The 20,196-nt window shown below is 34.0% G+C and carries 15 protein-coding genes and 1 pseudogene; all 16 read left to right on the top strand.

Annotation, left to right across the window (positions count from 1 at the left end):
* Positions 1-118: 118 nt before the first annotated feature.
* On the top strand, positions 119-367 hold the full coding sequence (locus tag PHO71_RS04920; RefSeq protein WP_300199781.1) for a hypothetical protein: 249 nt from the start codon (positions 119-121) through the stop codon (positions 365-367).
* 458 nt (positions 368-825) lie between these two features.
* Positions 826-1,137 carry a hypothetical protein gene (locus PHO71_RS04915; protein WP_300199778.1) on the top strand — a complete coding sequence of 104 codons (312 nt, stop codon included), beginning with the start codon at positions 826-828 and terminating at the stop codon, positions 1,135-1,137.
* 461 nt (positions 1,138-1,598) lie between these two features.
* Positions 1,599-2,654 carry a helix-turn-helix domain-containing protein gene (locus PHO71_RS04910; protein WP_300199775.1) on the top strand — a complete coding sequence of 352 codons (1,056 nt, stop codon included), beginning with the start codon at positions 1,599-1,601 and terminating at the stop codon, positions 2,652-2,654.
* A 162-nt stretch (positions 2,655-2,816) separates the two neighbouring features.
* The gene (locus tag PHO71_RS04905; protein WP_300199772.1) at positions 2,817-3,035 is read left to right on the top strand and encodes an NVEALA domain-containing protein; all 219 of its coding nucleotides are present in this window, start codon (positions 2,817-2,819) and stop codon (positions 3,033-3,035) included.
* Positions 3,032-4,087 carry a BF3164 family lipoprotein gene (locus PHO71_RS04900; protein ID WP_300199770.1) on the top strand — a complete coding sequence of 352 codons (1,056 nt, stop codon included), beginning with the start codon at positions 3,032-3,034 and terminating at the stop codon, positions 4,085-4,087. The genes PHO71_RS04905 and PHO71_RS04900 overlap by 4 nt, the downstream gene beginning before the upstream one ends.
* Positions 4,088-5,034: 947 nt before the next feature.
* A complete protein-coding gene (locus tag PHO71_RS04895) occupies positions 5,035-5,370 on the top strand; it encodes a hypothetical protein (RefSeq protein WP_300199768.1) in 336 nt (111 codons plus the stop codon).
* A gap of 60 nt (positions 5,371-5,430) precedes the next feature.
* Positions 5,431-5,616, top strand: a complete 186-nt coding sequence (locus PHO71_RS04890; protein ID WP_300199765.1) for a hypothetical protein — start codon at positions 5,431-5,433, stop codon at positions 5,614-5,616.
* 359 nt (positions 5,617-5,975) lie between these two features.
* Complete coding sequence (locus PHO71_RS04885; RefSeq protein WP_300199762.1) at positions 5,976-6,593, top strand: DUF5127 domain-containing protein; 618 nt, start codon at positions 5,976-5,978, stop codon at positions 6,591-6,593.
* Positions 6,587-6,766, top strand: a complete 180-nt coding sequence (locus tag PHO71_RS04880; protein ID WP_300199759.1) for a hypothetical protein — start codon at positions 6,587-6,589, stop codon at positions 6,764-6,766. Before PHO71_RS04885 ends, PHO71_RS04880 begins: the two co-directional genes overlap by 7 nt.
* Before the next feature lie 905 nt (positions 6,767-7,671).
* The gene (locus tag PHO71_RS04875; RefSeq protein WP_300199756.1) at positions 7,672-8,706 is read left to right on the top strand and encodes a BF3164 family lipoprotein; all 1,035 of its coding nucleotides are present in this window, start codon (positions 7,672-7,674) and stop codon (positions 8,704-8,706) included.
* Positions 8,707-8,789: 83 nt separating this feature from the next.
* Positions 8,790-10,799: a transglutaminase domain-containing protein gene (locus tag PHO71_RS04870; RefSeq protein ID WP_300199753.1), complete on the top strand. Its 2,010-nt coding sequence runs from the start codon at positions 8,790-8,792 to the stop codon at positions 10,797-10,799.
* On the top strand, positions 10,790-12,712 hold the full coding sequence (locus tag PHO71_RS04865) for a DUF5127 domain-containing protein (RefSeq protein ID WP_300199751.1): 1,923 nt from the start codon (positions 10,790-10,792) through the stop codon (positions 12,710-12,712). Before PHO71_RS04870 ends, PHO71_RS04865 begins: the two co-directional genes overlap by 10 nt.
* Positions 12,713-12,720: 8 nt before the next feature.
* Positions 12,721-13,593 carry a signal peptidase I gene (gene lepB, locus PHO71_RS04860; RefSeq protein ID WP_300200029.1) on the top strand — a complete coding sequence of 291 codons (873 nt, stop codon included), beginning with the start codon at positions 12,721-12,723 and terminating at the stop codon, positions 13,591-13,593.
* A 247-nt stretch (positions 13,594-13,840) separates the two neighbouring features.
* A pseudogene (locus PHO71_RS04855) lies at positions 13,841-16,853 on the top strand (response regulator).
* A 488-nt stretch (positions 16,854-17,341) separates the two neighbouring features.
* On the top strand, positions 17,342-18,211 hold the full coding sequence (locus tag PHO71_RS04850; RefSeq protein WP_300199748.1) for a DUF1573 domain-containing protein: 870 nt from the start codon (positions 17,342-17,344) through the stop codon (positions 18,209-18,211).
* Positions 18,212-18,265: 54 nt separating this feature from the next.
* Positions 18,266-19,951: an O-antigen ligase family protein gene (locus PHO71_RS04845; RefSeq protein ID WP_300199745.1), complete on the top strand. Its 1,686-nt coding sequence runs from the start codon at positions 18,266-18,268 to the stop codon at positions 19,949-19,951.
* Positions 19,952-20,196: the final 245 nt, after the last annotated feature.

Here is a 20,196-nt window from a genome sequence, read left to right as displayed (position 1 = left end):
TTTTACTTTCATGAAGTAAGCACATTGAACATAATGTAATTATTGTTTTACAGAATATAAGTAAAATTGATTGCTAAATATTATCTTTGTGGGGGTAAATGGTATAACCTTGAACAACATGAAGCATATAAATATTATTCTGTTATCTGTAATAATCTGTATTGGAGGAGTCTTCTTTTTTACTATCAATAAGATTACTTATGAGTCTAAGAAGTCAGAAGTAAAAGAAAAGGCAAGAGAAGCTTTTGTTGAGGCATTGAATCAGGAATTTGAAAGTCGAAATTTTCGTAGTTACCCTTTATACACTTTTGATACAAAATCGACTTTAACCGCAAATATTCCGGATTCTGTTTGTGTTCAGGATTAATTAGGAAAACATTGGTATAAATTAGATCCTAAAAAGTATTTTATGAATATTACTAATGATGTAAACTTACGTTTAAGACATTCTATAACATTTGAGAAAAATCCAATAATTCCAGATTCTTTGAATAATATTTGGAGGAAATATTTATTGAAATCTGATATTTTTTTTAAGCCTGCATTGTATATTTCAGTTATAGCTAAAGATGGTGAAATAAATTCAAGGACACCTCTCATAGTGAATGGTGTAATTCATATAGTCCAGTGTTTGCTATTTATTTAGGTTATGCCTGTGAAATAGAGATAATAGGTTATTTAGATTACTCTTTATGGGGCATGAGGTGTGTGGAAATTTTATTTTGTTTATTGCTATATGTTGTTTGTATATGTATATTTTATAAAATAGGTCTTGTTGTTATGATGAAATTAAAATCAATGCGATAAATAGAAGTAGTACACGGAATGTCTAACATTCCTGTACGTTCATATATCTTACATGATAAAGTTTTATTTTATGCTGAGCAAAGGGTGATTGAGATAGATGGGATCAAGAAAAGAATGCCATTACAAGCTTGTCTACTATTAGAATTATTTTTAAATTCTGAAAATTATATAGTGACAGATTCTGAAATCATGAATACCTTATGGCTAGATGGATCCGGACATTTGAAACGTATACATAAAGCCGTTGCACGTTTACGAACTTATTTAATGCCTGATTCTACTATTCGCATTGAAAGAGAAAATTTAGATACTTATCAGCTTATTGTTTAGATTTTGTAATGAAATAGAATTATTTTAAGTCTCGATGAAATGAGGAATTTTAAATAAAAGAGATAGGTGGTCGCAAATGGTCACCTATTTCTTTTTGTATCTAAATTACTGTTTTCTACTTTTGTCGTAATAGTAATTTAATAATCTTATTTTATTAATGTATAAAACACTTATTTGTATGCTTGATAATAGTGTAACTATAATATAATTGTTATTTGGGTTATTTAATATGAAGTCTTAAAGAGTTGAGACCACAAATAAAGCTAAGATTCAATGGAAGTATATTAGCTTATTTTTTTAAGTTATATTATTGAACGGTTAAAAACGTTTTGTATTAACTCTAATTTACCGAGTATAATTAATAATATTCGGTAAGTAGATATTTTTGTTTTATAGGATTTGAATGAAATTGATAACTAAGTGTTATCTTTGCCCTACTAAAAAGCGTAAATGCAAACATTATGAGACGTACAAATATTATTTTGTTATTGGTGTTAATCTGTATTGGAGGAATTGCATTCTTTCTGATCTGTAGATATACTTATGAATCTAAGCAGATAGAAATTAAACAGAAAGCAAAAGAAGTTTTTATTGAAAGTTTTAGTCAGGAATTAAAAAATAGAAATCAAGAAGGAAGCTTTTCATTTAAATATAATGTTAGAAACTTTATGGTTTCTAATATACCTGACTCCGTTTATTTTGAAGATGAGCAAGGAAAACATTGGTATCGGCTAAATCCTAAAAAGCATCATATGAATATTACTGATGATGCAAATATACGTTCTTTGCATTCGTTGATTTTTAAAAAATATCCTATTAATCCTGATTCTTTGAATATGATTTGGGGCGGTAATTTAGGAAAGTATAATGTGTATGGTAAATCGGCTTTATGTATTTCTGTTATGGGAAATGATGGAGGAATAAAGTCAAAAAGTACTTCGGGTAGTGAATGGTGTTCTTTATCTAAATTAGTATTTACTGTTTATGTAGGTTATGCTTGTGAAATTGAGATAATAGGATATCTTAATTACTCATTATGGGGCATAATGTATTCGGATATTTTACTTTATTTATTCCTGTATTCAGCTTGTGTATTTGTTGCTTATAAGTTATGTCTTGTTCTTATAAGAAAAGTAAATTCAATATCAAAAAGGGAGATTATTGAGATACCTGTTATAGAAATAGTACAAGAAGTGTCTAATACTCCTGTTCGTTCTTATATGTTACATGATAATGTTATTTTTTATGCAGAGCAACGAAAAATAGAGAAAATAGGTGGAGTACAAAATAAACTTCAGCCTCAGACTTGTCAATTGTTGGAATTATTTTTAAAAGCGAAAGATGATGAATATATTTTGACGGATAAGCACATTATGGAAAAACTATGGTTAAATCGTGCTGGCACAGCAGATCGACTTCATAAAGCAATTGGTCGTTTACGTTCCTGTATCCAGGAGGTTGAGCCTACAATAGATATAAAAAGGAATACTTCAAGTAGTTATCAGTTGCTGCTTTAGTTGAAATAGGCTTTAATGAACGATTAAAAATAGCTCGATGGAATCGGGTGTTTTTGATGGATAACTGGTTGGTCTGAAATGGTCAGCCATTTTTTTTTGTATTTTGCTTTTGGTTCTTTACATTTGCACCCATAATTTAAATATTAATAAACATAGAATAAAATGAAGAAGTTGATTGTATTTTTATTTTTGTGTATTTTAGCTCTTTGGGGCGTTCAAAAAAAACGACAGGATAAAAAAAATTTGTTATTATTACAAAATATAGAAGCTTTGGCGGGAGATGAAGGTACAATTGCTGTTAGATGTTTTTTGATAGGTCCTATTGATTGCCCGATAGATCATAAGGGAGTTGAGTTTATTACTGGAGGTGATTATAGATGAAGTACTACATTAGTATTCTATTTTTTTTTCTTTTGATCTCATGTAGTATAAACAAGAAGAAATATGGTGAGGATGTATATTTTTACTCTAATTTTCCACGAGAAAAAGAAATAAACGGAGAAGTGATTAAACTAGACTCTGCTTTGTTTCGATATCCCTTTCGAATACAAGTGGATGGAGATAAAACCATTATTATGGATTTACATGCTCCCGATTATTACGGTCATCTATTTCAATACCCTGATTTTCGGTATTTGTCCTCCTTTGGTAAACGTGGTGATTCCCCTACAGATATGTTGTCTATAAATAATATACGGTTTGATAATCATAAAGTGTGGACGTTAGACGCAAATAAAAATGAATTAACTAGGTTGGGTTTTTCTCCATCCTGTGATTCACTTCTTCGTGATGAAGCGGTGACATTGGATGGAGATTTATTAAGACCTCTTGATTTTGTTATATATAATGATACAACTTTTATTATTCCTGATTATTCAGGAGAAAAACGTTTGTGTTGGGTTCATCGTAATGGAAAACTTATGAATAAGATAGGTGAGATTCCATCAGCTAATGAGGAAGCCTTGCAAAATGCGCGTCCGGCTTTGGCCCAAGTATGGCGAAGTTTCTTGGATTATAATCCTAACAATGGTGTATTAGCATCTGTAACTCAATTGGGGGAAGTGATAGAAGTCTATAATTTAAAAGATACTACTCATGTTGTGCGCATAGGTGAACATGGAGAGCCTGAATTCCGTATTACGGGGGGGTATGGAGTACCAACAGGAATTATGGGATTTAGTGATGTACAAGTTACTGATAGTGCTATTTATACAGTATTTTGTGGAACTACTTTTAAAGACATAGCACAGCAACATGGTCGTATTCCTAGTGGAGGAAAGTATATATATGTATTCGATTTGAGAGGAGAACCATTATGTAAATATATACTTGACCATTATATATCTGGAATTTGGGTTGATGAGATTAATAAAACTATAATAGCAACAGATGTAAATAATGACCAACCAATAGTGAAGTTTCGCATTGGTTAAGAGTAGTAGATAATTAACAGGGTTTTTGAAGGAGCATAATGATGAGTCATGGATTTTGCCGGATCTATTTCATATCTTATGCTCCTTGTTCTGTAAAAGTAGATAAGATTAATATATTTATCTGTTATGCGAATGATAAAAGAATAACTTATTTCAAAGAAACATAGTACTTGAATAAAATAAAATGTGTAGAATTATGTCGATGAAATGGGGCATTTTTAGATAAAAAGGGTTTGGTCCGAATTTGTCAGGCTTATTCTTTGGTATTCGTGATTTTATACCCTAAATTCGCACTCATAGAAGATACGATATTCATATAATTTAAATTCTGAGGGTATATTGAAAATTGTAAATTCTATAAATTATTTGTTTTTGAAGAAAAGGGGGGCTGATTGTTGCCATCATTCGGGAAAGTAATGGTAGTATTCAGTTTGCTCCTTTTCTTTTATAATTGTTCCACACTTCGACTGTAATATACATATATATAATAATAGGAGAAAAACACAGTTGTCATGTAAAAGACGTTAAGAGGATGAGTATCCACAGCTTGTAATGTGTGAGATATGCAACACAAAATAAAGGGGATAGAAAGTATGTTAATCGGTTGGAATTAGAAAAAGTACTTTGCTATTATCAAAAGAATCCTTCTAATAGTCTTAAATATAAAGCGGCTTGTTTTCTGATTGAGAATGTGTCTTACTATACCTATCTCTTTCTATAGGAAAACAGCTAGATAACTATAAAAAGTATTACGTTTGGTTGAAACGTTTTCCAAATAAGAGTCCTGAGGAAATTGCGGACTCTGTGAAGAAAGTATTTGGTCCATTAGGACAATTAGAAAAAAACGAGATATATAGGAAATAGATTTAGCTTATTTATGCAGTAATATAGAATGGGCATTTAAAGTCTGGCAGGAGCAACCATGGGGTAAGAATATTACATTTGATGTGTTTTGTGAGTATATATTGCCGTATCGTATTGATGATGAACCGTTAGTTTATTGGCGTGAGATATATTATGAAAAGTATAATTCATTATTGGACTCTTTGAGGATGTCTGATGAGCTGGATAAAGAAGATCCTATTATTGTGGCTAATTATTTGAGAAAAAGACTACCGATTAAAAAATATCATTTTACAACTTTCATACCCGGAAAATTGGGACATTTGGGTTCTAAATATGTTCAGGGATTATCCGGTTCTTGTCGAGATGCTACCGATTTTGGTATTTATCTTTATACAGCTTTGGGAATTCCTTGTGCAATAGACTTTCTGCCAATGTGAGGGGATTAGAATACTTCGGATTTTTGGATGGTAGCGTGGGATAAAAATGGTGAAGAATATATGTGGAAGTTTCCATCTCAATTAGGACCGGTTCGTGATGATTTCTATTATAAAAGTGAGAATAGTCCGAAGGTATTTCGCTATCATTTCAGTCTTAATCGGGCTATATGTGAGGCGATGGCTATGCAGCAGGAAGAAATACATCCATTTTGGCGTTTGCCTAAATTCGAAGATGTGACTCTTTAATATGCTTTCTCTTATAATGAGGAATTGAAGATTCCTTCTTCAAAACTATATCCGGAGAGAGGAAATGGGAAGATAGCTTATTTGTGTGTCAGCAGCCGTAATTTCTATAAATGATCCGGATACTTTGAAAGAACGGAAATTATATCTTTGCTATATTGCCGACAATCAAATGAAGTTTTATTGTAATGGGGAATATTTATTGCAGGTAAATCATTTTATGACTCAGACAAAATGTCGGCAATTTACAGATAAAGAAAGATAACGGCTGTGTGAAGGTGATAATGTAATTGCTGCATATGGATGCAATGATGAGGGAGCGGCATTATTGGATGTTGGTTTGTATATGGAAGATAAAACATATGGCGAAGTGGATACAGCATTTTTTTAACGAATGGATGTGCAAACTACTCAAACTCATTATATGTTTTCAATGTGGTGACGTAGAATTATGTCTTGATTTTGTTTCTCCTAGATTATTAAAGGGGCAAATCACAGAAGGAGCACCAATTGCCTTTATTACCTATCAAGTGTCTGTAGAAGACGGAGAAAAATATGATATAGAAATCTTGTTCGATGTGGACATAGAGTGGATGTTTGGTCAAAGCGAGGTAAGAGATGGTTTAGAACAGGATTGGCGGATTATTAAATCTTCCGGATTGTACTTGGGAGCTAAAAAGGAACGAACAGAAAGTTCATTTGATAATGGTCATGTAGTGTTATGTCTATGTCCGAAATTGTGTGGAGAGCATCCGGATAACGGTGTTTTACTTCTGGGGTATGAAGAGAATCGTGCTTTGCAATATAAAGGGAACAATTTAAGCCTGTATTGGAATAAGAGTGGGAGTGGTAGTGTTGAAGAATTGTTGAAATCTGTAGGGAATAGGTATAGGACTTCGTATGATATCGGATTGTTTCCGAAGATTAATCGTCAGGCGAAAATTGAGGATTGTAGTGTTGAGGTGGGGCTGATATGTTGATGATGGTAGCGGCGACTGTGGATGCAGAGGGAAATTCAGGATATGCAGATTTGCATTGGAAAGTATTAACTCAATCGGCAGCTTATCTGAATGATTCAATGGTTAAAGAATCTATTTCATCGGATGGATTATTGAATGGGAACGATGAGTGTGTGAAAAGATTTTTAGGATAGATGACCTATCAAAAACTTGTTCGATTATGAGGGTAAATGCAATAAAATCCGAAAAATATTCGAAGAAAGGACGATAAAAAAGAAATTTTTATCATAAATATGGTTGGTCCGAAATGGTCAGCAACATTATTTTGCATTTTCGTTTTTATTCCTTACTTTCATGGTCGAAAATATTTAAAGATCATAGAAGTTTGAATATTTAAAGAAGAACGATTATTAAATTTGATATTGTATGATGCAACAATATAATCTAGTTATTAAAAATGGATGAAGCTACTAAAATTAGAAGAGTGAAAGGTGCTAATAATAAACTGAATTTCTATAGACTAAAAAGATAATGTTAATTTATTAAAAAGGAACAGTATGATTACTGTCTTAATCTTGCCGGATTACTGGTATCACCTATTCCTGTATCCTTAGTAAGAAAGAAGATGGGTAAAGATAAGAATTTTATCAATTGTGGCAAATACGTTTTGCTTTCTTTAAGAGGAGTTATAGAGACAGTATTCGTATTTTTGAATTTTAATTTGAATAGATAAAATGGAAAAGTAAAAAAGTTTATTTTAGTAACATTATTTGTTGCAATGGTAGTTGGTTATAATATGTACTCATCAAAAAGTAATGTTCGTTTCTCGGAATTAACTTTAGTAAATATGGAATCATTAGTAGGTTCTGATGAAACAGATAAATGTAACTATTAAAATGGTTATACAAAGTTTGGTAGTAAGGATGGAGGAGCATATGATTGTTGTCCAAAATGAGTTAATAATGCACCGGACAAAGATGCGAAATTTTGTAGGTAGTAGAAAATAAATATATAATAGAAATGAAGAGAATCAGATTTTATTTAAAAATAAATCAAATTGTTTCCCTTCTTTTTTAGAATGTCAAATCTTATATTTTATATGAGGAAAAATATATGTATATTCATTCTTGTTTGTCTCTTAGTTGGCTGCCAAGAAAAAAAGAAAGATAATCTTCAAATACCTGTGAAAGAAATGGTCTGTGGAATCAAGAAAGAAATACAATGCCGTGATTCGGTAGAAATTTCTCAGGTTTTTCGTTTGTATCATTGGAAGATTATGGATGATAAAATTGTTTTTTGTTCTAATAGTTTAGAAAATTTTATTTCTGTCTATTCTTATCCTCAACTCAAATTCCTATATAGTTTTGGGAAAACAGGCCAGGGACCTGGTGAATTTGTTACAAAAAAATGGGGAAGTAATAAAGAGTTTGGTTTTATTACTTTATATGATATAATGAAAAGCTCTTTATATAAATATAGTATTGAAAATAGTGAGTTTACTTTAAAACGCAAATATTCATTACTTAAAGATGATGATAATCTTTGTAGACCGTTTACAAAAATAATTCAAATGAATGATTCTGTTTTCCTTATGAAAGAGGATGGAAGAGATACAAAACTTCATTTAGTAAATTTGCAAAACCAACAAGATTATGATACTTATCTCTGCACGCTTAGAGATCAATGTGCACTTAAGAGAGGAGAAAGTGTATCATATACCGCTTTTGATTACGACTTTGATGTAATAGGAAGTCATATCTTGTTGGCTTATAATTATATAGATAGATTGGAATTATTACATTTAGATGAAGGTAACAAAATTGTACCACAACTTATTTGGGGATCGGATAAAGATCAAATGGATTCGCCTGATCCTGATCTAAAATATTATTTTCTAGATATAGGTTCATATGATAATTTATTTTTGTGTTTAAAGACTAAAAATGGAGTAGAGGAAGGTAATGTCATATGTGTTTTTGATATAGATGGTAATTATAGGTCTCAAATTATATTAGATCAATATGTGAATTCGATTGATATTGATAAAATGGGAACTCTTGTTGCATATAAAGAAAAGGTTGATTCGTCTACATTTTATTGTTATAATTTGAAAGAGATTCTTAATGACATATAAGGTTAGATTACGTTCGATTTGCTGTAGAGTAAAATAGATATGTTTAATCAGAAAAAGATATATTAGATATTGATGAGAAAAAGATGGTAAAACGGTATGGATTTCAAATTGTCTTTGTAGTATTGCTAATCGTGCTGGGATGGCAAATTGTGGATTTATTGACCACTGAAAAAGTAGAGTCAATATCTCCATTGGAAGCTTCTTTGCAATTGGCCGGCGATAACAGATATGAATTAGAGAAAGTACTTCGCTATTACCAAAAAGATCCGGCTGATAGTCTGAAGTACAAAGCGGCTTGTTTCTTGATTGAGAATTCACCTTACTATAAGTATTCTACCGGTGAACAACTGGAAAACTATAAAATGTATTATGTCTGGTTGAAGACTTATCCCAAAAGGGCACCGGAGGAGATTGCTGATTCTGTGAAAAAGGTATTTGGACCGATAGGGCAATTGGACAAGAAATGTGATGTGATGGAAGTTGATTCTGCTTATTTATGTAATAATATAGAATGGGCATTTAAAGTATGGCAAGAGCAACCTTGGACAAAACATGTGACTTTTGATGCTTTCTGTCAATATATATTGCCGTATCGTATTGATGATGAGCCTTTGACTTATTGGCGCGAAGAGTATTATGAGAAATATAATTCATTACTTGATTCTTTGCGTATGTCAGATAAGCTGGATAAAGAAAATCCTATCGTTGCTGCAAACTACCTGATTAGTAGGTTGCCTGATAAATTTCAGCGTAATTCTACCGTTGCTCCATATACTTTTGGACACATAGGTCCGAAATATGTTCCCAACATGACTGGTACGTGTCGAGATCGTACTGATTTTGGAATGTATCTACTTCGAGCTTTAGGTATTCCGTGTGCGATAGATTTTATTTTGGGATGTGATCTTGCGAATGCAGGACATTTCTGGCTGACGGCGTGGGATCAGAATGGGAGAGATTGTAAAACAGAATTTCCGGATCCTTTTGTGTATACTTGTAAGGATGGTTGGTATAATAATGACGATGCAGCAAAAGTTTATCGTTATACTTTTAGTATAAACAGAGAGTTATATGATGAGATGGCTAATCTAAGCCAGGATTTGTATCCATTTTGGAAGCTTCCAAAGTTTAAAGATGTGACCTATTCTTATGCTAAGTATTATATGAGGCAACTGCGAATTCCTTCGTCTAAAATAAATAAAGATGAAGCGAAAGGAAAAATAGCCTATTTATGTATTACCAATCGTGACAGATGGGTTCCGGTGGACTGGACAGAATATGATGGCGGTGAATTGGTTTTTAGAGATATTCGGAAAGGTGCAGTTCTTCGTGTCGGCACTTATGAAAAAGGAAAACTATCTTTTATTACTGATCCTTTTTATATACATAGAATGAGCAATGAATTGCATTTTTATTCTTGTGCAGATGAGACGGAAGGTGTTGTTCTATACGCTAAGTTTCCGCTTGAAAAGGAGAACTTATTTAGGGAGCGATTGATTGGTGGCGTGTTTGAAGGTAGCAATAAGGCTGACTTCTCTGAAAAGGATACCTTATTTATGGTTCAAAGTAAACCTAATCGGATGTATACGTCCGTAAAAAGTTGGAGTGACAAGAAGTACCGATATATCCGATATTTCGGATACAAAAACACTCATTCTCAAATTGCTGAAATTGCTTTTTATGGTGTGAATGATACCATTCCGTTGAAAGGGAATCCTATAGGCACTTATGGCTGTTATCAGTTGGATGGTAGCCATGAATATCCAAATGCCTTTGACGGTCAGACATGGACTTGTTTTGATTATTTGGAGAATGACGGTGGTTGGGCAGGATTGGACTTAGGAGAACCTATGCAGGTAGAGAGGATTGTTTATACTCCTGCAAATCGGGATAATTATATTCGTCCCGGAGATACGTTTGAATTATTTTATTGTAATGGGGACTGGAAATCGGTTGGTAAAGTGAAAGCAAGTGCCGACTCTCTTGTTTATCGGAATGTTCCCCGAAATACAGTCTTGCTATTGCGCAATCTTACACGTGGAATACAGGAAAGAATATTTGTTTACGAAAATGGTTATCAGGCATGGAAATAAAAGGAAAGACAAACTATAATGGCAAATTGTTAATGATATGTTTGTATATCATTAGTTTGCTGACTGCCTGTGATTCATCAGAGCACATTGAGGTAATGACAAATGATATACATCCGTCTCGTCATATATTGCTTCCTTTGGCTCCGACTTTCTCGGTTGAAGTGTCGGGAGATACTTTGCATCATCAGTATTTACATATACCCAAAGGGAAGGATTTTCCATTAATGGGTATATTGTATGTAGATGGCAAAGGCTACCGTTTCATGGGGGCGGACTCATTGCGTATTCAAGCTTTGGCTCCATTGGCAGGAGATAGTTGCGGATGGAAAGGGAAATATTCTTTTTTATATCCGGGAGACGGCTGGAAAGAAAGGGAATATAACGATACCGGTTGGCACGAAGGAAGAGCCGCGTTTGGAACTGAGAATACCTGGTATATGACTAATACTTTCTGGGATGCTGAAAATATTTATGTTCGCAGGCATGTGATGTTAAATAAGGAAGCATTGAACAATTGTAAATTGTATATTCGCTTTCTTTGTGACGATGTAGCTACTATCTATTGTAATGGTGATGAGGTGGTACGCTTTAATTATACGAACAAAACAACTCATTGTCGGCAACTTTCTGATACAATTGTCCGGAAATTGAAAGCTGGAGATAATGTGTTTGCTGCCCATTGCTATGACATTTCATATAATGCGCTATTAGACTATGGATTGTATGCGGAGAATAAGGAGTATGATGATGTGGATACTGCACGATTGAAATCAGTTGATATTCAGGCAACTCAAACGCGTTATGCTTTTCAATGTGGCAGTATGGAGCTTCAACTCAATTTTGTTTCACCTTCTCTGTTGCAGAACGAGGAATTTATGGGATGTCCGGTAGGGTTTCTTTCTTATCAAATAGTGTCTACCGATGGTCAGCAACATGATGTTGATATCTCATTCGATATGGATATGGAATGGATGTCTGATCGAGTTAAAGTAAAAGATTCTGTGGAGCAGGGATGGAAGATAATACAAGGAGATAGTTTGTATTTGGCGGTGAAGGCAGAGGATGTACAATCTGTATGTAAGGATGGTCGTGTAATCTTGACGCAGAAGAATATGATGCGTAAGGGTATGGATCGTGGTGTATTGCTTTTGGGATATGAAGAAGGAGAGGTATTACAATATTTTGGTGAGAATTTACCCTATTATTGGCAGAAAAATAAAAATACGAGTATTAAAGATGTATTGAGAAATATAGGAGATGAATACCGGTCATTACAAAGTATGTGTAATGAGACTGATCTGTATTATTCTCAGAAATTATCTTTGCAGGAGAGTAAGATAAATGCTGAGAAAATGCTTCCGTATTATCGGAACTTTATGGCTACTCGCAGACTTTCAGTTGCTCCGGACGGCGGTTTGTTGTGTTATAGTAGTATCGTGGGTAGAGTAAGAGATGCTTTTGATAGCTTTCCTTATTTAATGTTTTTTGAACGCATGGATTGGATGAAAGGTACATTAAAACCTGTTTTTGATTTTTGCGAGAATGGCTATTGGCTTAAACAATTTCCTCCTTTTGATATTGGTTTTTTTCCGATTGCTATTCATCAGGAGAGTGTGAATGATTATGGTATCGAGATGGCTTCCAATATGTTGATGATGACCTTAGCTGTAGTGAAAGCAGACGAATCTTTTGATTACGCAGAGAAGCATTGGAAGGTTATATCTCAATGGGGAAACTATCTGGTAACAATGGTGACGAAACAACAGGGAGAGTTAGCTGAACTACAAAAGGATTCTGTTCGAAACCAAGAGCTTTTGGTTAAACAGTTGCCTGCAGCATATAAAGATGAGGTTAAGTCAATTTTGGGATTAATAGCATATCAGGAATTAATAGAATTACAAAAGAAACGATGAATATAGGAATGAACCGCATAATGAAATGGTTGAATGCTGCCCTGAATATAGTGTTTTGGGGGGTCTGCTCTTGTGTCGTATTATTCTTTCTTCAACTTTTTTGTTTTGCTTCATTCAAGATTCCTTCGGATTCAATGGAGCCTACTTTGCAAGATGGTGATTATATTTTAGTAAATAAGTTGATAGATGGAGCACGATTATTTGATGTGTCTGCGGCATTGAAGAATAAAGAAGTGCCAATTTATAGACTTCCGGGTTTGGGAGATTTGAAGCGTAATGATGTATTAGTATTTAACTTCCCTTATCGGAAAGGGTGGGATTGTATTCAAATGGACATCATGCGTTTTTTTGTAAAGCGCTGTATTGCACTTCCCGGAGATACTTTGGAGATAAGAAATGGACTTTATAAAATACGTGGTTGTGATGAGGTATTAGGAAATAGGGAGGCTCAAATTGAACTAGCCGATTTGGAGAGTCCTGAGAAATGGGGAATTGTGACAAAAGCTTTCCCAAATGATGAGCATCTGGACTGGAATATCCGGGAATTTGGACCATTGTCTATTCCTAAGAAAGGACAATGTGTATTAATGAATGATACCACTTATCTACTTTATAAGCAATTGATTGGCTGGGAACAAAAGAAGAAGTTGTATCTCAAAAATGGTAATGTTTTATTAGGCGATAGTGTGGTACATCAATATCGTTTTATGAAGAATTATTATTTTGTCTCTGGTGATAAGATGGCTAACTCTAAGGATTCCCGTTATTGGGGAATGCTGCCGGAAGAGTATATTGTCGGAAAAGCAACTCGTATTTGGTACTCGAAGAATAGGAATACAGATAAAACCCGTTGGGATCGGATAATGAAGAAGATTGAATAATAAAGTAATAGATATGACATATATTTATTAATAGATAAACGATTTACCGATTAGTAAGAAAATAAGAAAAGGGCGTTTCCGGTTGCCGATGTTGGGGGAAAATGGAACAGGAGCATCTGGTTATGCTCTTTTCTTTCTTTTAATAAAAAATGTGGAATAAATGAGGTTGTAATAGCAAAAATATATATATATTCGCATCTTTGATATATATAATCTTTTTAGTTATTTTATTCTCACGGATAAAGAAATGGAGCACAAACAGTTACTTTCTATATTTGACTCACTTTCAGTGGGTGTAGGTTTTTTTACTTCAGATGGTACTTTGGTAAGATGCAATGAACGTTTTGGTCGGATTTTTGGGGCCGATCGAAAAATGCTTATAGAAAAAAAACTTAATATAAATGATAATTCCATTGTTCCTGATGTTGTAAAGGAAGCTGTTCGTCAAAGTACTCCGGTGCAAATGAGTTTTTTATATGACTTTGATAAACAAAGAGAGGATAAACGTTTTTTTTCAACCCGTACCCGTACCTGTTATTTAAAATGTAATGGTAATCCTCTTTTTGATAATACCGGAAAGTTTGTTAATTACGTTTTCATTTTTGAAGATATTACAGAAGTTGTAAAGAACGAAGAAATACTTCGACAAAGCCGTAAAAAAACAGAGCTTGCCATGAAAGCGGCAGATATTATGTTTTGGGAGTTTGATGTAATTGCTCAGCATTTTTATAGTGATAATGAACCATTAAATGGTTATGACGAGTCGAAACCTGTCAGTATAGCATTATATTTGGAAACCCTGCATCCTGATGATCGTGATGGGATTGCTAGTGTTATGGTAAGGATGGGCAGAGGGGAGAACTTTACTTTTTCTTTTGATGCCCGGGTTATGTTACCTGATAATCCTAATTGGCAATTTTGTACGATAAGTGGTGCACCCTATGAGTTTGATGCTAATAAAAAGGTAATGAAATATGTTGGTACACGGAAAAATAATACAGATGTACAGAAGAAGCAGCAGCTTTTCTATAATATATTAAATAGTCTTCCGCTTTCCGTTCATATAAAAGATATAGAAGATAATTTTCGATATGTTTTTTGCAATGAAGAAAGTAAGCGGATGTTTGGTACTAGTGAGGATAAGACTGCCTATGATATACTGGGTGAAGAGGAAGTAGAGCGCATTCAGAAAACAGATATCGAAGTTTTTAATACTGGAAAGCCTTATTTCGGAATGGAGCGTATTGTTCTGAAGGATGGACGTAGTTATGATACTATTGTACGCAAAAGTATTATTGAAGATGATGGAAAACGTCTTTTATTAAATACTCGTTGGGATCAGAGTATGGAAAATGATCTCAAACGTCGTGCCCAATTGCTTTCTATCACTTTGGAAACTATGAATGCTTATACATGGTTTTTCGAGCCGGCTAGGAATAGGGTAAGTTACGGTGAAGGATTTGATATAAAGGGGAAAAAAATATCAGATGTTAATACTGTTGAGAAGTTTTTAACTTTAGTGCATCCTGAAGATAAGCAGCAGTTTGTTGATACCTTGAATAAAGCAGTAGATAAAGGGGACGGTTTGTGGGATATAGAATACCGTATTGATTTTAAGGGAGATGGCGTTTATGAATGGTGGGAAACACGTGGTGTGGTTGAAACTAGTCTGCTGAATGATGCTCCTTATAAATTTGTGTATGGTATGTCGCAGAGCATTGATTCACATAAGCAAATAGAATTAACTTTATTGAAGAATAAGAAAGTACAGGATGCCTTGGTGCGGCAGAATGAACTGGTTCTTAATAATACCAATTCAGGTTTGGCATATATTACGAAGGACTATATAGTGCAGTGGGAGAATATTTCATTGTGTTCAAAAAGTCTTTCTTATGAAGCGTATAAAAAAGGCGAATTATGTTATAAAAGTGCACACAATCGTACATCTCCATGTGAGAATTGTGTCATGAAGAGAGCGTTTGCTTCACTCCAGACAGAACAGATTAAATTTAGATTAGATAGTGCACATACCGTTGAAATATTTGCTACTCCTGTGCTTCATGAAGATGGCTCTGTAGATGGAGTTGTTATCCGTATAGATGATGTAACCGAACGGGAAGCGATGATAAGAGAGTTGCAAGAAGCTAAACATCAGGCAGAACAATCTGATAAGCTGAAGTCGGCATTCCTGGCAAATATGAGTCATGAAATACGTACCCCATTGAATGCTATTGTCGGTTTCTCTGAATTAATGGCTTATGCTAACGAGGAAGAGAAAAATGATTATATCCAGATAATCAATAGCAATAATGAGTTGCTTTTGAAACTGATCAATGATATTCTTGACTTATCTAAACTTGAAGCTGGCTCGGTAGAATTGAAATATGAATCATTCGATCTTTCTGATCACTTCAATAATATGGTAGCTTCCATGAGACAGCGTATAAAGAATCAGAATGTAACATTGGCTGCTATTAATCCTTATCCTTGCTGTAAGGTTATTCTAGATCGTAATCGAGTAGCCCAGATTCTTACTAATTATGTCACGAATGCCATTAAGTATACACCAAAAGGTGTCATTGAGATGGGGTATGAATGTAAGGACAGAGGTATCTATTTTTATGAAAGATACCGGTATAGGTATAGCTGATGATAAAAAAACTAAGGTGTTTCAGCGTTTTGAGAAACTCGATGAATTTGCCCAGGGAACAGGACTTGGACTTTCGATTTGTAAGGCCATTGCAGAAGCGATGGGAGGTAATGTCGGTTTTGAGTCTGTATATGGTGAAGGTTCACTCTTTTGGGTGTTTTTGCCTTGCAAAGTAGATATATTTTCAACCATGGTAAAGGATGATGAAAAGGGCGGAACTGTGGAAGAAAAGCGTATCATTGGTGTTGAGAAATCCGCGCGGAAAACCATTCTTATAGCTGAGGATATGCAAAGTAATTATCAGTTAGTATCAAAGATATTGAGGGATCACTATCATTTGCTTCATGCAGTAAATGGGGAGGAGGCTGTGGAAATAGTCCGTAGTCAACAGATTGATTTGCTGTTGATGGATATGAAAATGCCTGTTCTGGATGGCTTGAAGGCTACTGCGGAGATACGTAAGTTTAATCTCGACATCCCTATTATTGCTCTCACTGCTCATGCTTTTGAGTCGGACCGAATTGCTGCGATTAAAGCAGGATGTAATCAGTATTTGGTAAAACCAATTGATAGGATGAAGTTAATATCAGTCTTGAATGAGTATTGCTAAGCTAGACTAATAATAATGAATGGTTTTGATATTATTTTAGCATGATTCTTATCATTGTTAATTCTGTTATAAAGTGAGTTACCACTATAAAAAACATATCTGGGAGTAAAGCATAAGAGAGAGGGGGAATGATTTATCAAAACTTCTAGTAGGATTTAGATATAAATAACTTCAGGTATAATTAAAGAAATACCGATAAAAAGGGGATCTAAAGATAAAAACACTATTGGTCCGAAATGGTCAGCCATATTTTTTTGCTATTCAGTTTCAATCTCATACATTTGTCGCAGAAATAATACAAAAATAATGAAAGTTTGAATCTTGAAAAAGAAGTGAATTAGATTTTTGTATTTATGATATTATAGTAAGTTCTATTGCTGATGACAATATGGAAAATGCGATTCTCATATATAATTAGAGGCAAAAAAGAGAATAAGTTTTTTATAGCAATGGACTGAAAAGTACTTAATAGTGATGATTCAAAATATATGATGAAGTATAGTATTCTGTTATTATTGTTCTTTTTATTCTCTTGTAGTGATAGTAAAAAGGAAAATATAGCATCCATATTGAAAGAATGGGAGCATCGGGAAATATTGTTTCCTAGTAATCCAATATTCTCAATACAAGGAAATGATACGGTTACTTGTCCGATAGGAGGTAAATATAAGGTGTTTTCTTATGTTGATTCAATCGGATGTATTAGTTGCAAATTGAAACTGAACGAATGGCAGAAGTTTATAGTTGATGTTGATTCTTTATATCCTGATGTTGTACAGTTTTTATTTTACTTTAATCCGAAAAGTAAAAATGAGATTCGTCGAGTTCTGTTGTTTGATAAGTTTAAATATCCGGTTTGTATAGATGAACAGGATTCTATCAATGAATTGAATCATTTTCCTTCGGAGGCGATGTTTCAGACTTTTTTGTTGGATGAAGAGAATAAAGTGATTGCTATTGGTAATCCAATAAATAACCTAAAAGTGAAGGAACTTTATATGAGTATCATTTCTGGTAAGGAGGGATATTCTAATGCACCGAATAATCAGCAACTGACGACAGCTACTTTATCTGAAACTCATTTGGATTTTGGAGAGTTTCCTTGGAACTCTAAACAACAAAGGGAAATTCAAATCACAAATACGGGAGAAAATCCTTTAGTGATAAATGAAATGATAACTTCTTGTGGATGTATGATTGTGGAGTATGATAAGCAGCCTGTTTCACCTGGTAAATCTATATCGATTAAAGTATATTATCAGGCGGAACACTCAGAACACTTTAATAAAACAATAACGGTGCATTGTAATGCAGAAAATGCACCATTTTTGGTAAAACTTAGCGGAGACGCTAAATAAATAGTAAGCTTGCATGATTTTATAGAAATACAACCATAAACCTTAACTTAGATTATGAAAGAGAGAATGTATTGTATAAACACTACTAGTCGGATTAGTTTGAGATTTGTTGTTAGTCTGGTAGTGTTTATAGGGGTAATGTCACTATTGGGAGTAGTATTAGTTTCTCCGGATCATTTTGATATAGCAGAAATGTCATATCAGAAGATGTGGCTCAGTCGGATGACTGTAGTGTTTGCAGTATGTTCTCTTTTTTCTCTTAGTATAAATGACAGAAAGGAAGATAGATTCTATAACTCGGTTATTTGGAGTTTAATTTTGCTTGGTGGTGTTGAAGCTATCTGGGGCTTAGGGCAAATATATGGGCAGTTTGTGTCACACCATTCATTATTTGCATTGACGGGATCATTTTATAATCCGGGACCTTATTCAGGTTATTTGGCAATGGTATTTCCTATTTGTTTGGGAGAATGGCTATTGTTGAAAGATAAGGCTAACCGGAAATGGATTGAACAAGGGAAATATTATATAAGTTTAGGTGTACTCTTATTGATTATTTGTGTTTTGCCTGCGGGTATGAGTCGTTCTGCATGGTTGGCAACAGTCGTTTCCGGATTGTGGGTATATGGAGTACATTATTCATGGGGAGCTCGTTTGAGAAAGGTGGTAAAAAAATATAAGAAAAGGGTATTTCTGGTTGCTGTCATTGGGGGAGTAGTAGTGTCAGCCTCCGGTTATGCTCTTTTCTTTTTAAAAGCTGATTCGGCTAGTGGACGGCTATTGATGTGGAAGGTTACTAGTATTGCTATTGCAGAAAAACCATTAATGGGATATGGTTTGAATGGATTTTCCTATGCATATGGAATGGCCCAAGAAAAATATTTTGCCAATGCAAATTACTCTGAAACCGAAGAATTGGTAGCAGGGAGTCCGGAATATGCTTTCAATGAATATTTGCAGGTTGCTGTGGAACAAGGTATTCCTTTTTTATTGGTAGTGTTATTTGTAATAAGTTTTAGCCTTTGGAAAGGCGCTACTGAAAAACGTTTCAGTACTTGTGGTGGTGTGATTTCGATTTTAATATTTGCATTTTTTTCTTATCCTATGCAAATACCTGGTTTTGCAGTGGCATTTTACTTCTTGTTAGCCGCCTGTGTTGTGGGGCGTTCTCGTTTCTATGTGCTATTATTTACTGTAATGATTACTCTATGGGGGACTTTTTATTGGAATCATAATTGGTATGATGCTTCCAAAAAATGGTCTAGCTATCAGATGCTTTATAAAATAGGTGCTTATCAAGCTGCAAAAGAAGGCTATGAGACATTATATTCGGAGTTAAATCGTAATGGAACTTTTCTTTTTGAATATGGACATTGTTTACATAAATTAAAGGATTACGAGAGCTCAACAAAAGTGCTTAAAGAAGCAATAGTACACTGTAATGATCCAATGGTTCTAAATATAATTGGAAAGAATTATCAGGCAGCAGGGGAATATGGAAAGGCGGAAGGATGGTTGATACGTTCTACGCATCGGTTACCTAATCGGATCTATCCTTATTATTTGTTGGCGAAACTTTATGCAGAGCCGGGATACAGGCAATTGGAGAAATTGAAAAGTATAGCGGAAATAGTGCTGACAAAGGAACCAAAAGTTCAGTCTACAGCGGTGAAAGAGATGCGGGAAGAGGTTAAGAAACTGGTGGTTTCACTAAATAGTAATGGAGGAGATAGTAATTGAGTTTTTTTCTTTAAATGTTAGGCTGCTTCCCAATTGCTATCCATCAGGAGAGCGTTAAATCTGTTTTAGGTGTGATAGCTTATCAGGAATTAATTGAATTACAGAAAATAAAATAAGAATGAGTATTATAATAAAAATAGTGGATGCTATTCTGAATATACTGTTCTGCGTAAATGGCTCAAGAAAGGTCGATTTTATCAATAATCTTAGTTTTTAATGTAGATATCATATACGCAAACCATATA

Source organism: Bacteroides sp., assembly GCF_028690125.1.
In the GTDB taxonomy this organism is placed as follows: Bacteria; Bacteroidota; Bacteroidia; order Bacteroidales; family Bacteroidaceae; genus Bacteroides.
This window is presented reverse-complemented; position numbering and strand designations above follow the sequence as displayed.

What these genes read in the sequence shown, in the direction of transcription:
- lepB (WP_300200029.1), top strand. Translation starts at nt 12,721, where the DNA reads ATGAACCGCATAATGAAATGGTTGAATGCTGCCCTGAATATAGTGTTT.
- PHO71_RS04905 (WP_300199772.1), top strand. Translation starts at nt 2,817, where the DNA reads ATGAAGAAGTTGATTGTATTTTTATTTTTGTGTATTTTAGCTCTTTGG.
- PHO71_RS04915 (WP_300199778.1), top strand. Translation starts at nt 826, where the DNA reads ATGTCTAACATTCCTGTACGTTCATATATCTTACATGATAAAGTTTTA.
- PHO71_RS04880 (WP_300199759.1), top strand. Translation starts at nt 6,587, where the DNA reads ATGTTGATGATGGTAGCGGCGACTGTGGATGCAGAGGGAAATTCAGGA.
- PHO71_RS04845 (WP_300199745.1), top strand. Translation starts at nt 18,266, where the DNA reads ATGAAAGAGAGAATGTATTGTATAAACACTACTAGTCGGATTAGTTTG.
- PHO71_RS04875 (WP_300199756.1), top strand. Translation starts at nt 7,672, where the DNA reads ATGAGGAAAAATATATGTATATTCATTCTTGTTTGTCTCTTAGTTGGC.
- PHO71_RS04900 (WP_300199770.1), top strand. Translation starts at nt 3,032, where the DNA reads ATGAAGTACTACATTAGTATTCTATTTTTTTTTCTTTTGATCTCATGT.
- PHO71_RS04865 (WP_300199751.1), top strand. Translation starts at nt 10,790, where the DNA reads ATGGAAATAAAAGGAAAGACAAACTATAATGGCAAATTGTTAATGATA.
- PHO71_RS04870 (WP_300199753.1), top strand. Translation starts at nt 8,790, where the DNA reads ATGGTAAAACGGTATGGATTTCAAATTGTCTTTGTAGTATTGCTAATC.
- PHO71_RS04890 (WP_300199765.1), top strand. Translation starts at nt 5,431, where the DNA reads ATGTGGAAGTTTCCATCTCAATTAGGACCGGTTCGTGATGATTTCTAT.
- PHO71_RS04920 (WP_300199781.1), top strand. Translation starts at nt 119, where the DNA reads ATGAAGCATATAAATATTATTCTGTTATCTGTAATAATCTGTATTGGA.
- PHO71_RS04850 (WP_300199748.1), top strand. Translation starts at nt 17,342, where the DNA reads ATGATGAAGTATAGTATTCTGTTATTATTGTTCTTTTTATTCTCTTGT.
- PHO71_RS04910 (WP_300199775.1), top strand. Translation starts at nt 1,599, where the DNA reads ATGAGACGTACAAATATTATTTTGTTATTGGTGTTAATCTGTATTGGA.
- PHO71_RS04885 (WP_300199762.1), top strand. Translation starts at nt 5,976, where the DNA reads ATGGCGAAGTGGATACAGCATTTTTTTAACGAATGGATGTGCAAACTA.